The sequence below is a fragment of the Paenibacillus sp. EZ-K15 genome (assembly GCF_002573715.1).
Lineage (GTDB): Bacteria > Bacillota > Bacilli > Paenibacillales > Paenibacillaceae > Paenibacillus_AQ.
Genome location: NZ_PDHM01000016.1, coordinates 390,976 through 405,512 on the forward strand (window position 1 = coordinate 390,976; position 14,537 = coordinate 405,512).

12 protein-coding genes are annotated in these 14,537 nt (G+C 47.7%); all 12 read left to right on the forward strand.

All coding sequences use genetic code 11. The features are described 5' to 3' along the window. Positions 1–150 precede the first annotated feature (150 nt). The 12 genes from CRG97_RS14375 (at position 151) to CRG97_RS14430 (ending at position 14,368) form a co-directional block, all read left to right on the forward strand. Complete coding sequence (locus CRG97_RS14375; RefSeq protein ID WP_098745109.1) at positions 151–1,371, forward strand: amidohydrolase; 1,221 nt, start codon at positions 151–153, stop codon at positions 1,369–1,371. A gap of 9 nt (positions 1,372–1,380) precedes the next feature. Then, entirely contained in the window at positions 1,381–2,850 is a 1,470-nt protein-coding gene (locus tag CRG97_RS14380) for a sensor histidine kinase (RefSeq protein WP_098744004.1), read from the forward strand. A gap of 3 nt (positions 2,851–2,853) precedes the next feature. Continuing rightward, positions 2,854–3,549 (forward strand): response regulator transcription factor, encoded by a 696-nt coding sequence (locus tag CRG97_RS14385; protein ID WP_098744007.1) that lies wholly within the window; start codon positions 2,854–2,856, stop codon positions 3,547–3,549. Between the two features lie 132 nt (positions 3,550–3,681). After that, positions 3,682–5,163, forward strand: a complete 1,482-nt coding sequence (locus CRG97_RS14390) for an S-layer homology domain-containing protein (RefSeq protein ID WP_098744010.1) — start codon at positions 3,682–3,684, stop codon at positions 5,161–5,163. A gap of 210 nt (positions 5,164–5,373) precedes the next feature. Next, the gene (gene treC, locus CRG97_RS14395) at positions 5,374–7,089 is read left to right on the forward strand and encodes an alpha,alpha-phosphotrehalase (RefSeq protein WP_098744012.1); all 1,716 of its coding nucleotides are present in this window, start codon (positions 5,374–5,376) and stop codon (positions 7,087–7,089) included. Positions 7,090–7,115: 26 nt separating this feature from the next. After that, on the forward strand, positions 7,116–9,146 hold the full coding sequence (gene treP, locus CRG97_RS14400) for a PTS system trehalose-specific EIIBC component (protein ID WP_098744015.1): 2,031 nt from the start codon (positions 7,116–7,118) through the stop codon (positions 9,144–9,146). Between the two features lie 64 nt (positions 9,147–9,210). After that, positions 9,211–9,948: a trehalose operon repressor gene (gene treR, locus CRG97_RS14405; RefSeq protein WP_098744018.1), complete on the forward strand. Its 738-nt coding sequence runs from the start codon at positions 9,211–9,213 to the stop codon at positions 9,946–9,948. 133 nt (positions 9,949–10,081) lie between these two features. After that, complete coding sequence (locus CRG97_RS14410; RefSeq protein ID WP_098744021.1) at positions 10,082–10,864, forward strand: SDR family NAD(P)-dependent oxidoreductase; 783 nt, start codon at positions 10,082–10,084, stop codon at positions 10,862–10,864. A gap of 35 nt (positions 10,865–10,899) precedes the next feature. Further along, on the forward strand, positions 10,900–11,877 hold the full coding sequence (locus CRG97_RS14415; RefSeq protein WP_098744023.1) for an N-acetylglucosamine kinase: 978 nt from the start codon (positions 10,900–10,902) through the stop codon (positions 11,875–11,877). A 318-nt stretch (positions 11,878–12,195) separates the two neighbouring features. Next, a complete protein-coding gene (locus CRG97_RS14420; RefSeq protein WP_098744026.1) occupies positions 12,196–13,278 on the forward strand; it encodes a Gfo/Idh/MocA family protein in 1,083 nt (360 codons plus the stop codon). Between the two features lie 168 nt (positions 13,279–13,446). Continuing rightward, the gene (locus CRG97_RS14425; RefSeq protein WP_098744029.1) at positions 13,447–13,962 is read left to right on the forward strand and encodes a DUF3189 family protein; all 516 of its coding nucleotides are present in this window, start codon (positions 13,447–13,449) and stop codon (positions 13,960–13,962) included. Positions 13,963–14,146: 184 nt separating this feature from the next. Further along, positions 14,147–14,368: a hypothetical protein gene (locus CRG97_RS14430; RefSeq protein WP_237566395.1), complete on the forward strand. Its 222-nt coding sequence runs from the start codon at positions 14,147–14,149 to the stop codon at positions 14,366–14,368. Positions 14,369–14,537: the final 169 nt, after the last annotated feature.

Below are 14,537 nucleotides of genomic sequence, written 5' to 3' on the forward strand. Positions count from 1 at the left end.
TTCATTAGAAGAGTCATCCTATCGGGTGGCTTTTATTTTTTTATGTATATGTAAAACATAAGTAAATCCTATTTTTTTGATATTATCCATATCATTTCTCCTGTGATAGCATGTTCGTATATCTAGTAAGTGGAGAGAGGAATGATGGATATGAGTTCAGCATTTTGGTTAATAAATGCCCGGTTAGAGAGCGGTTATGAAGTTCAAGATGGCGTAATTACGGGAACAAAGACGGAGATTCGCCACATATTCATAGAAGATGGAAAAATCGCGAAGATCGTAGCTTCGAATACAACCCTAACAGACCAATGGCCGCAGCACGACGTGAAGGGCTTATTGCTTCTTCCATCCTTTATCGAGAAGCACTGCCATTTGGATAAAACGCTGCTTGGTGACCGATGGCGCTCCGTTACGCCGGTTTCCAGTATTTTCGAACGTTTGGCGATCGAGAAAGCGACGCTTCCTTCGCTGGATACTTTGACGCAAGACCGTGCCGAGCGGCTGCTTGATATTTACCTGGAGTCCGGCGTGACGCATGTGCGTACGCATGTGGATATCTATCCGGAAGCGGGATTAGACAATTTAGAAGCGGTTCAACAAGCATTACGCGCATTTGAAGGAAAGTTATCTTATGAGATCGTTGCTTTTCCACAGCATGGTTTGCTACGCTCCAAATCAACGGAGTTAGTGAGACAAGCACTTCGCAGCGGTGCAGGTTTGGTCGGCGGAGTTGACCCGGCTACGGTGGATGGCAATATTGAAGCTTCTTTGCAGGAAATGGTGGGGCTCGCAGTCGAAGCCAATGCGGGCATCGACCTGCATCTGCACGATGCCCATCATCTGGGGATCTTCACCATGAAGCGATTAGCTCAGTTAACCATTGAAGCGGGACTGCAAGGCAAGGTGGCGATTAGCCATGCCTTCGGATTGGGTGATATTCCGCCGTCCCAAGCGCAAGAGATGGGGGACTTGCTCGCTGATGCGGGGGTCGCCATTATTACGAGTGTGCCCCTTGGCCGCAACTTTCCGCCGGTTGGTTTGCTGCACGAGCGCGGTGTAGAAGTGGCCGTCGGATGCGACAACATTTTTGATGTGTGGTCGCCCTTCGGAAATGGGGATGTGCTGGAGCACGCCGGCCGACTAGCGGAAATATCGAGATGGGTGGATGAACGTGCTTTAGCGCAAACGTTCCAATATATTACGGGCGGCACTACACCGCTTAATCATGATGGGGAGCAGGTATGGCCGCAGGTCGGAGACGTCGCCAGCATCGTATTTGTTGAAGCTTCTTGTTCCGCTGAAGCCGTTGCGAGAAGATCCAAACGCATGGCGACGATGTTTCAGGGGAACATCGTTTCCGGTTCGTTTTAGGCGAATTTTATGTCCATTCGGATTAAATTGCTGCTGTCCTATACCGGTATGCTGGTCATTAGCTTGCTGGTCTTTGTGTTGACTGCGAGTTTGTTCACCATTGCGGCCACAGGCGATATTCACGGTATTCGGGATTTTTATAAAGTGCACTATCAGATTAACCCGCTCACGGAAGAAGAGGAGTCTATATTCCTCGAATTAAAATATCTTGCCAAGAACGAACCGGATGAGCTGCAGAACAAAGAGCTGCTATCGGAATATGATTTTAAGCTGAGAACCGTACGAGCCGGTCTGTATGTCCGGAGGGATAACGACCAGGTGTTTGAGTCCAATACGATGAACCAGCCTGAATTGGAAGCGAATCTGCCTCCATATGACCTGAACAACCATCAGATTCGTAATACCCTTAACATCGGTGAACGGTTTTATGCTTATGCCAAATATGATTTCCGGTATTCGGATGGTGCTAGAGGCAGTGTGTATGTGATTCGAGAGCGAAGTCCTTTCGGTGAAGTCACGCGCAAGCTTCTACCCATTCTTGTCTTGAGTCTCGTTGGTATCGTTGTGGTTGCAAATGTATTGTTATATCGCTGGATCACACGTAGCGTGGTCAAACCGCTTGATTTGCTTCGAAAATCGGCGGAACACATCAAGGAGGGAAATCTCCAGTTTTCTCTGGATTTGCATTCCAAGGACGAAATCGGCCAGTTGAACGAGACGTTTGAGAATATGCGGAAGCGTCTGCATGAATCGATTCAACTCCGGCTTCAGGACGAAGAGAATCGGAAAGAACTGATCTCCAACATCTCTCATGATTTGCGCACGCCCATAACGAATATTAAAGGGTATATCGAAGGTATACGTGACGGCGTTGCGGATACGCCGGAGAAAATGGATAAATACGTGAACATTATCTATACCAAAACCACCGATCTGGATAAACTTGTGGATGAGTTGTTTCTGTATTCCAAGCTAGATTTAAAGCAGGTTCCGTTCATGTTTGAGCATGTCGATATCATCGGTTTTATAGACGATTGCATCGATGAGCAGCGCTATGTTTTGCAGGAAAAGGGAATACGGCTGGAGTGGAAGGAACGTATCGGTCAGTCTGTCGAGGTCGTTGCCGATCTGGAAAAATTAAAGCGAACGGTGCTCAATATCATCGGAAATGCCCAAAAATTCATGGACAAGCAGGACAAAACCATATGTGTCTCCACTCAGCTTTCTCCGGAATGGGTAACGGTTGAAATACGGGATAATGGGATGGGCATCGAGCCGGAAGCGATCCCTTATATATTCGAAAGGTTTTATCGTGCGGAGCCATCCCGCAATTCTTCAACGGGCGGCAGCGGCCTGGGGCTTGCCATTGCCAGCCAGATCATCGAGGGACACGGGGGTACGATCTGGGCGGAAAGCGAGCCCGGCGTCGGCACCAGCCTGTACTTTACCCTCAAACGAGCGACGAAGGAGGCATTGTAATCCATGACCACACGCATTCTCATCATTGAAGACGAGACAACGATCGCTCAGTTGGAGCGGGATTATTTTGAGTTGAACGGTTTTCTGGTAGATCTATGCCATACAGGCAATGAGGGCCTGAAACTTGCCCTTAACGAGGACTACAATCTTATCATTATCGACCTGCAGCTTCCCGGAATGAATGGCTATGAATTATGCAGCCATATCAGGAAAAACAAGGAGGTACCGATTCTGATCGTTTCTGCTAAAAATGAGGAGATCGATAAAATCCGTGCCTTTAATCTCGGTGCCGACGATTACATTACCAAGCCGTTCAGCCCGAGCGAATTAGTCGCAAGAGCCAAGGCCCATCTGATGAGATATGTGAGGCTTATGGGCAAGCAAAGCCCAAGTCCTAGCTCAGAAATTCATATTCGCGGCTTGGTCATCGACAAATCGGCGCGAAGGGTGTTCGTACGAAATCAGGAAGTCACGTTTACGACCCGGGAGTTTAACTTGCTTGAATTTCTGGCAACTCATCCAAACCGGGTGTTTAACAAAACGGAACTGTTTGAACGGATTTGGGGCATGGATTCCAGCGGGGATATTGCAACCGTAACCGTCCATGTCCGCAAGCTGCGCGAAAAGATGGAGCTGGATCCATCCAATCCGCAGTATATTGAAACGGTATGGGGGGCTGGCTATCGCTTTTCGGTCTAAACAATTTATAATTTGTTAATAAAAGTTTTCGAAACGCTTAATCCCAGCTTTCTTGGGATTTTAGGACTCTCTTCTATCATGGAGATATGACGATCAACGTTCATATTTCAACGATTTAGGGAGGGTATACAAATGAAAACATGTTCTAATAAACTGGCGGCCATGATGGTGGCGGCTGCCCTGGGAACGGCTTCGCTTCCGTTTCATGTACTGCAGACCGAGGCTGCGGGAGCCCCGCTCGCTGACCAGGATATAGAGCAAGCCACTCAAGTGCTGTCCCAGCTTCGCGTGATGCAGGGTTACCAGGATGGCACGATGGGGATAACCAGTCCCATTACGCGGGCAGAGTTGGCAAAAATGCTTGTGCTTGCGTTTGGACTTGAAGGCAAAGGAGATACAAAGCCAAGTTTCACGGATGTGAATTCAAACACGTGGTATGAACGGTACGCAGCTGAGTTGGTAGCACAAGATATTATGCAGGCACCGGAGGGACGTTTTGATCCTCGGGGAATCGTTACCCATGCCGACCTGGTACAAATGGTATCTAAGGCTCTGAAACGAGATGTGAATTCCGTGGATGAATGGGCGAAGCGTTTTTATTCTGAGGAAGGCCATACCACACGTGGTCAAGCTGCCTACTTAATAAGCATTGCCCATGAGGCAATTCCGTCAGAAAAAGCCAAAATCACAAGTGTCCGCGCACTGAATGCCATCACCTTGATCGTTACCTTCGATGCTCCTTTGACGGCAGACAATGAGGCGTTTGCAAAAGCCAAAGAAGATTTTAAATTTAACAACGGGCTTGAACTTACTAACATGCCGCGTTTGAAGACGGGCTCAATTTCCACTTACATCGTCCCAACCTCCGTTCAAAAACCGGGTACATCCTATACGCTTACCTATAAAGGGAAAAGAGCAGGCACATTTACAGGTAATAGCACGAAGTTGGACATGACAGAGGCTAGGCAAGTCGCTCAGGATACGTTTGAGTTGGAGGCACTTAAAGAGAATGGTGTCGTTGACTATGGTTATGTTATTTCCGCTTATAGCGGAGGCCGCGGAGCCAATGCATTCGTATTGGATGAGAACAACAGCGCCGATGGAAAAGTCTATCAGATCATATCCTCTGGTCAAGCCAGAGAAGTGACGATTACGCCTGCAGGCGGACAACCTATCGTGGCAAAATACGTACCCTTCACCCAGTCGACGGATGGCAAACAAGAGCCGAAATTCCGTTTACCTGAAGGCCAGACACTGACGCCGGGCGTTACCTATACCGTTACCTCGGATTGGGCACAGATTGCGAAACCTTCTTTCGTTGCGGGAAGTTTCGAACCGCTGGATATCATCGGAGCCGAGGCGATCAGTGACAGTTCCGTTGCCATTACATTATCCGCGGACCCTGGTGATGAGCTGTTCTCCGGTCGAAGCATCGAATTGGTTGATGCAGAAGGCGGCAAGCAGATAGCAACTTATAAATATTCAAGCCGCAAAGGTGCCGTGGGCGTGTTCGATCTTGCGCAGGAGGCTAAACTGAAACCAGGAACGGCATATACAATCCAACCGGTTGGCGAATGGGCAGGCGAAACAACGGCGGTTCTGACCGTGAAATAATATACATTCAAGAATGGAAAATGAATACACCATATAAAAAGGATGAGCTTAAGGGTTCGTCCTTTTTATTATGGTGTATATTGCGATTTTTGTATCAAAACGTCCACGGAGTGGGTATTAATTGTTAAACGGTTGACAACCTGTATATACATGTTATGATTTTTCTATACGCAACCTGTATATACAAGATGGCGAGGAGGACGAAGTTTCATGTTGAACCCAAAAACCCAGTCTCAAGATTGGTGGAGAACTTCGACGGTTTATCAAGTATATCCGAAGAGCTTCAACGACACGACCGGCAAAGGCACGGGCGATATACGAGGGCTCATGGAGAAGCTGGATTATATAAAGGGACTAGGCATCGACATTGTGTGGCTTCAGCCGGTGTATGTTTCTCCGCAAAATGATAACGGTTACGACGTTGCGGATTATTGCAGCATTGATCCTGTATATGGGACGATGGACGATTTCGACGAGCTTGTGGCTGAGTTGAAAAAAAGAGGCATGCATCTGATGATCGACATTGTCGTGAATCATTCTTCGACCGAGCATCGATGGTTTAAAGAAGCGGTATCTTCTCGCAATAACCCGTATCGAGACTATTACATCTGGCGGGATCCCGCGGAAGATGGCGGTCCGCCCAACAACTGGCAATCCAAGTTTGGAGGACCGGCATGGCAATATGACGAAGGGAGCGGGCAGTATTACTTGACTCTTTTTGACAAAACGCAGGCAGACCTGAATTGGGAAAATGCGAAGGTCCGTGCGGAAGTCGTGGATATCCTCACCTTTTGGGCAGACAAGGGCGTAAGCGGATTCCGGATGGATGTCATCAATCTCATATCGAAAGATCCCTCGTATCCGAATGATGACGGTTCGGTAGCACCCGGAGATGGACGCAGGTTTTATACGGACGGACCAAGAGTGCACGAATACATTAAGGAATTGAACGAAAAAGTGTTTAAGCCTTACAATCTCGTCACGGTGGGTGAGATGTCCTCCACCACCCTGGAGCATTGCGTTCGTTACTCGAACCCGCAGGAGAACGAATTCTCCATGACGTTCAACTTCCACCATTTGAAGGTAGACTATCCCAACGGGCAAAAATGGGAGCTCAAGCTTTATGATTTCGAGGAGTTGAAAAGAGTGCTCTCCGATTGGCAAATCGGCATGCAGAAGGGGGGCGGCTGGAATGCCCTGTTCTGGAACAACCATGATCAGCCGCGCGCGCTGACCCGGTTCACCAATGATGGTGAATTCCGCACGGAAAGTGCAAAGATGCTGGCTACGACGCTGCACGGATTGCAAGGCACGCCATATGTATATCAAGGCGAAGAGATTGGGATGCCTGATCCGAACTGGAATGATATATCCGAGTTTCGGGACATTGAATCCTTAAACATGTATGCCATTCTCCAGGAACAGGGTAAAACGCCGGAGGGGGCTGCCCACATCGTCAAGGTACGCTCGCGAGATAACTCCAGATTACCTATGCTGTGGAATGACAGCGATCTAGCCGGCTTTACGACGGGGACGCCTTGGATCAAGATCGATGAGCGGTATCCGCTGATCAATGCGCAATCCGAAGTGGAAGATCCGCATTCGATCTATCATCATTATCGGAAGCTTATTGAAATGCGAAAGAACATTCCGGTGATTACGGACGGTGAATATGTTCGCCTGGATGAAGGCCATCCCGAAATCTATGCGTATGCCAGAAAGAACAAGGAGCAGACGCTTGTTGTGATTTCCAATTTCAGTGATCGCGACGTATCGTTCGAACTTCCTGAGAAGATGATAGTGAATCTGACAGAAATTCGAACGGCTCAGCTGCTAATCGGCAACACAACGGAAGAACCCGAGCTTACTCCAACGGTTGCACTTCGACCGTATGCATCCTATATGTGGCTTATTCATAACAACTAAATTCATAATGTCAGGAGCGTATAGCTATGGCCATTGATCGCAAACACGTGGAGCGCATTGTCGAGGCAGTCGGTGGAAAAGACAATATCGAAGCCGCTACGCATTGCGTAACCCGTTTAAGATTTGCCCTTGTGGACGACAACAAGGTGGATTCCAAAGCCCTAGATGAGAACGATTTGGTGAAAGGGCAATTCTCGTCCCAGGGACAGTTTCAGGTCGTAATCGGACCGGGTCTTGTCGACCAGGTTTACAATGAAATGATGGACATCACCGGCGGAGCGAGAGTATCGAAGGATGAAGTGAAGAACATTGCGAGCAAGAAGCAAAATCCACTGCAGCGAGCAATCAAGACGCTTGCGGACATTTTTATTCCAATCCTGCCGGCGATTGTCATGGCAGGTTTGCTGCTTGGCATTAACAATTTGCTTACGGGACCGGGTATTTTCTATGAAGGACAATCGTTGATTCAGGTCCATCCCGAGTGGGCAGACGTAGCCTCCATTATAAATCTGATTGCAAGCACCGCCTTTACGTTCCTCCCCGTCCTGATCGGATGGTCGGCAGTAAGACAGTTTGGTGGCAACCCGCTGCTTGGGATTGTACTAGGCCTGATCCTGGTAAATCCGGATCTGCTTAGCGCTTATCAATATGCGGATGCCAAGCTGGAAGGCACGGTTCCCGTCTGGAATCTGTTCGGCTTTGAGTTGGCGAAAATCGGTTATCAAGGCCAGGTGCTGCCTGTTCTCGTCTCCGCTTATATTTTGGCCAAAATCGAGAAGTTTCTGAACAAACGGGTGCACGATTCCATTAAGCTGCTTGTCGTGGCGCCAGTAGCTCTGCTCGTGACCGGGTTCCTTGCATTCATTCTGGTGGGGCCGATCACGTTTGCCTTCGGTAACGTCCTCACTTCAGGTCTTGTCAGCATTTTTGATTCCTTTGCAGCCTTGGGTGGCCTGATCTACGGCGGACTGTATGCACTCCTTGTCATTACGGGGATGCATCATACGTTCCTTGCGGTGGACATTCAGCTCATCGGCAGTGAAGGCGGAACGTTCTTGTGGCCGATGCTGGCGTTATCTAATATTGCGCAAGGTGCCGCAGCGCTGGCCATGATGTTTATCATGAAGGAGCAGAAGGCAAAAGGACTTGCCGTTACATCTTCCATCTCTGCCTTCTTGGGGGTAACGGAGCCAGCCATCTTCGGGGTCAACATTCGTCATAAGTATCCGTTTATCTTCGGTATGATTGGATCCGGGATTGCCGGCGTGCTGCTGGCCGTGAACAACGTTCTGGCTTCGTCGATCGGCGTGGGGGGCATTCCGGGATTTCTGTCCATATTCCCTAACCAGTGGGGCGTCTTCTTCATTGGCATGGCAATTGTGTTGGTCATTCCGTTCACGGGGACATTGTTGTTCGGGCGTTACCAGTTGTCCAAGCAGCATCGACATACAGCGAAAGAGAAGGCTGCCGGCAACGTTGCAAGTGATCAAGCAGTAATGACGGAATCGAACGACAGTCGTCAATCTGAGTCATTCGAGTCATCGGAAACAGAGAATAGTCCAATTACGGAAGCTGCCCAAAAAGCCGCTGTAGATATCATGGCACCAATCAAAGGGAAGGTGGTTTCCTTGTCTGAGGTACCCGACCCTGCTTTCGCCGAAAATCAGATGGGTCAAGGCGTTGCCATTATCCCGTCGGAAGGGAAAGTGTACGCTCCGTTTGACGGTCAAGTCGCGCATCTGATCAAGAAGAGTAAACATGCGATTATTTTGACGGATACGAACGGGGTTCAGATCCTGATTCACGTCGGAATCAACACTGTTTCCTTAAAAGGAGAGGGGTTCACGACTCATGTGGAAACAGGTGCCGACATAAGCAAAGGGCAGCTGCTGCTTGAATTCGATATGAATCGGATTCAGGAAGCCGGTTTACCCGTCATTACGCCGATCATTATTCCAGACGGCCAAGATCAGGTTCAGAAGGTTACGGAGTATGAAGGCGAAGCGTTGCCAGGTGAAACGCGAGTGCTTCAAGTGACTCTTGGTAATGGAATTTGACAGGTTCTTATGTAACATGTAATGGTTGCTGGAAAATGGTACAATAGCTGATGGTGATAAAGGGATGACGAACAACATTTATTGGACGCTATACAAAGATTATGCCGACCAAATTGAAACCGGCGCTCTCCAACCCGGCAGCAAGCTGCCCTCGGAAAACGAGCTTGCGGCCACCTATCAAATCACAAGGGAAACGGTACGTAAGGGACTCAATTTGCTGGCTCAAAACGGTTATATTCACAAGATAAAAGGCAAAGGTTCATTTGTGCTGGATACAGGAAGAATGAACTTCCCGGTAACGGGGCTCGTCAGTTATAAAGAGCTTGCGGAACGGTTAGGTCGAAAGAGCCGAACGCTTGTATATGAGACGGAATGTGTTCCGGCCGGAGAGCGTATAGCAAAGGAACTTCAAATTCGACCGGACCGACTTGTATGGAGGGTGATCCGTGCCAGGGAAATCGAAGGGGAGCGCATCATTCTCGATATCGATTATTTGCTTGCCGACATCGTAACGGGTCTAACGAGAGATATTACCGGGGATTCGATCTATCAATACCTGGAGCAAGAACTTCATCTGAAAATTAGCTACTCGAAAAAAATAATTTCCGTTGAACGAGCTACAACGATGGACCAGTCCTATATGGATCTTGGAAACGATTCCCATGTTGTCGTAGTCCGGGGTTACGTTCATTTGGAAGATACCACACTCTTCCAATATACGGAATCGAGGCATCGATTGGATAAGTTTCAGTTCGTTGATTTTGCAAGAAGAGAATCCAATCATGATTTTGGAGACCCATAGAATTGATCATTAAGCCGCGAATTTATCGCGGCTTTTTTGATGTCCTGGCAGGAAAGAGGAAAACTCATCCTCGATGTTGAAGCTATTTTAGTAGTAATTGTCTGATAAAACATGGTAAAGGGGCCGATAGAACATGGACTTGGGACTGACAGGAAAGGTCGTGTTGATTACCGGAGGGAGCAGGGGCATAGGCCTTGAAACCGCGGTGACGTTTGCGCTCGAAGGTGCCAAGGTTGCTATTTGTGCACGGGACGAGGAGCAGTTAAAGACTGCGGCAGACCATATCCGGCAAGCAGCGGATTTCGAAGTGCTAACCATAGCAGCGGATGTCACGAAACCCGAGGATTGCATACAAGCGGTAAACGATACCGTGCAGCATTATGGACAGCTTGATATTCTGGTGAACAATGCCGGTACCGCCGCTGCGAAGCCATTTGAGCAGATCGGTGACGAACAATGGGCATCGGATCTGGATCTCAAGTTGTTTGGCGCGATTCGATTTGCACGTGCAGCCGTCCCTCATATGAGGGAGTACGGCGGAGGTTCGATTATTAATGTTACCACATCCTGGGCTAAGACGCCGCCTGCTGCGTCCATGCCCAGCAGCGTCAGTCGAGCGGCGGGGCAGGCCATGACCAAGGCCATGAGTCACGATCTGGCATCTGACCATATCAGAGTTAACACCGTATGTATCGGAATGATCCGCAGCGCACAGCTTGAAGAGCGATGGAAACGGGAAGAACCTGGACTCACTTGGGAACAGTACGCACAGGATACGCGCCACAGGATTCCGCTCGGACGTATTGGAAACACGGAAGAAGCGGCAAAAGTTATCGTATTTATGGCATCCGATGCTGCCTCCTATGTAACTGGAACTTCTATTAATATTGATGGGGGTTCAGCCCCGGCTTTGTAAGTAGTTAGCAATTAAAAACACGGGAGGTCTTGGATATGAAGCATGAAGTCGTGATTGGAATTGATGGAGGCGGGTCGCAGACGCGCGTCATGGTCAGCGATTTGAATGGAAATGTTCTCTCCTATGCCGTTGGTGGAGCCTCCTCGATCCATAAAGACAGCCATGCGCACGAGAATGTTCAGCAAACCATACGATCGTCACTTGCCCTGGCGAGCTGCGGCGTAGATCAAGTCAAGGGTCTATATGCGGGAATAGCGGGTTACGAGTCGGATCAAGACATGGAGTGGGTAACTCGTTTAACCGCTATTGAAGGACTCGATTGTCCGAAATGGTACGTGAACGATTCTCTTGTCGCGCATGCAGGTGCGTTCATGGGCAATCCAGGAATCGTTGTTGTGTCGGGGACGGGGTCCATGATTCTGGGAATAACCGAACAAGAGATTCCTATCAGAAATGTGGATTTCCATCATTATGCCGCCAGCGCTGCGAGATTTTTGTCTTATGATGCTGTGTATCAAATGTTGGCCGGGAAAATCCATCCATCCGATGAATCGTTGGTCCGCGAAATTCAATCCTTTTGGGGAGTCGAAAATAGGGATCAACTTCGAATGTTGGCGTCTTCGGGTTTTATAAAAGATCGACAAGAGCGAGACAAGAAGTTCGGGGAGATGGCTCCTCTTATCACGACTGCAGCTGAAGTCGGAAGCCGATTAGCTCGGAGCGTGTGCGATGAAGCCATGAAGCAAATCATGGTAGGCGTTGAGATTCTAGGTTCATTCTTTGAGTCGGATCATGTATCGGTAACCGGGATCGGGAGTGTCGTAAACTGCGCTTACATGAAATCAAAACTAATGAGCAGCTTGCAATCGGGCATAAACAAACATTACGAATACCGGAGCCCCCAATTATCGGCCGCCGCCGGCGCTGTGCTTATGGCGCTTCGAAGTTTGGGGTTGCAGGTTGATTCCCATAGGGTTGAATCCATGCGCAAGCACCCAAATGCTACATGGTAGAATTCAATTTTTTCATAAATTATATTATGTAAACTACTGATAAGGAGTAGCAAGAGACCCATTTGCCTGATGACGTTATTCTCATGAGGATGTCGCAATTTTATATATGATTTGTCGCATAGTTGGACTAAAAAAATGAGTAAGATGTGATACCTTATATGTGGATGTCATGGCAGCTAAGTTCATATCCAGAGACCCAAGAGATGTTGTGGCAGAATTACATACATAAAAGCCCGCCTGCTCTTTATGGCGTTATGGATAGGCAGGACTTTATATTTGAAGTTATAAAAAAATAATGAAAAGTGATGGTGATGATCTATGTCTAAAGTGTATCGTATTGGAATTATCGGCTGTGGCGGAATCGCAAACGGGAAGCATCTGCCGAGCTTAAGCAGATTAAACAACGTGGAGCTCGTAGCATTCTGCGATATCGTCCTAGAAAAGGCAGAAGCCGCGGCTAGCAAGTACGGTATTGAGGAAGCTAAAGTGTACGGCGACTATAAAGAGTTGCTGCAGGATCAAAGCATCGATATCATTCATGTTCTGACGCCTAATGACTCACATGCCGAGATTTCCATTGCTTCGCTTGAAGCAGGTAAGCATGTTATGTGCGAGAAACCGATGGCAAAAACGGCTGCGGATGCCAAGCGGATGATGGAAACCGCGAAACGCACCGGCAAGAAATTAACAATCGGATATAATAACCGCTTCCGCGAAGACAGTCTTTACCTGAAACAAGTATGCGAAGCCGGTGAACTCGGAAATATTTATTTTGCCAAAGCTCATGCCGTACGAAGAAGAGCTGTTCCGACTTGGGGCGTATTTTTGGATGAGGAAAAACAAGGCGGTGGTCCGCTTATCGATATCGGTACGCATGCTCTCGATTTGACCCTCTGGATGATGGATAATTACAAACCGAAGATTGTTCTCGGTACCACATACCATGAGTTGTCCAGCAAGGAGAACGCGGCAAACGCTTGGGGACCATGGGATCCGGAAAAATTCACCGTCGAAGATTCCGCTTTCGGCATGATTGTGATGGAGAATGGCGCGACCATTATGCTGGAATCCAGCTGGGCGCTCAATACGCTGGATATCGATGAAGCTAAATGTACGCTGAGCGGTTCGGAGGGCGGAGCCGATATGAAGAACGGTCTTCGCATCAACGGCGAGAAGTTCAGTCGTCTGTACACCAACGAAATCGAATTGAATTCCGGCGGAGTGGCGTTCTATGACGGGAAGCAGGAGCAGGCTCCGGATGTTGAGATGAGAAGATGGATCGAGGCTATCGACCAGGATAAAGATCCTGTCGTTACTCCGGAACAAGCTTATGTTGTATCTCGAATTTTGGAAGCTCTATACGAATCCGCCAAACTCGGCAAAGCTGTTTACCTGGACTAAGTTTATATTCATATGATGATTCATAATGCAAAGGCCCTGATGATCAGGGCTTTTTTTTTATTTTCGGAACATGCTGAATCTAGCAAAACTGGATATGTGATTGGGAGGAATGGATATAGATTAATGGGGAATAATAAGCTCATTACATAATGAAGGCGGGTAGATGAAATGATATTTATTTATAATGATTACGGTGGAACGCATACGACCTCACTGGCAGCAGCGTATCATCTTAATAAATTACCTACGAATCGGCAGCTTACAACCGAAGAGATTCTGGCAGTTGACTATTTCAATAAACTAAATAGGTCCGACATGGGCAAACTCGTTTTCCACGGGTTAGATGAGAATGGAAATCCGGTGTACACTATTGGACGGGGCTCATCCAAGATAGTCATTCGAGCTTTAAAAAATTTAAGCCTCATCCTTCAAGACAAATATCAGAACACGGAACCGATTGTATTTTCCAACACTTCGCCTACCGTTCCATTGGTCATGACGATCGGGGGATTTTTGTCCAGAGGATTAAAATTAGGTTTTGTCGGCGATCCATTATTAGTCGCAGGTGCGAAGCAATGCTGCGGTATTATCCGTGAACTTGTTCTACATACCAAACAAACCGCAGCCGCGAGGTCCGGTACGGAGTCCGTAATCGTGATTGAGAACAAAAATTATTCCTCATAGTTATTCGAAGTCCATAATCCATATGAGAAGATAATCCCGGATTTCACAGGTTTATCTTCTTTTTTTTCATGAGCCAAATAGGCCTCAGCATTATCTGGTATAATCTAGGTGATTGTCGAACCTGTTATATGTTTAAAACGATTCTGGTTGGGATCCAAGCGTTTCGCTAACTGAAGGGTGAGTGATGGTTATTAAACGTTTTTTCAGGATCAGCACATGCCTTGTCATCTTGACGTATTTCGTACTCATGATGATCGGATTCTTCAGAGGAACTTTATCCGTTCGTGCAAGTGTTCTAATGACTGTTATCACCGTCATGATTGTCATCATTTGCTATGGGTTGACGAAACTGATTCAATATATTGATCACAAGTTGTATAAAGAGCTGAAGCGTATGATGAAATAGCGCGACGAAGAAAAGGATGATATCCAGTCCATCGACTTTCTGGATGTCATCTTTTTTTTGCCTAAGAAACATAATTCTGAATAATCAATCAATTTTTCGGTTAGTTGCGTCTTCCTGTATGAGTGGGCGCTACCGAGAATTCCCTTGGCCTGCAAGGTACGCATTAATA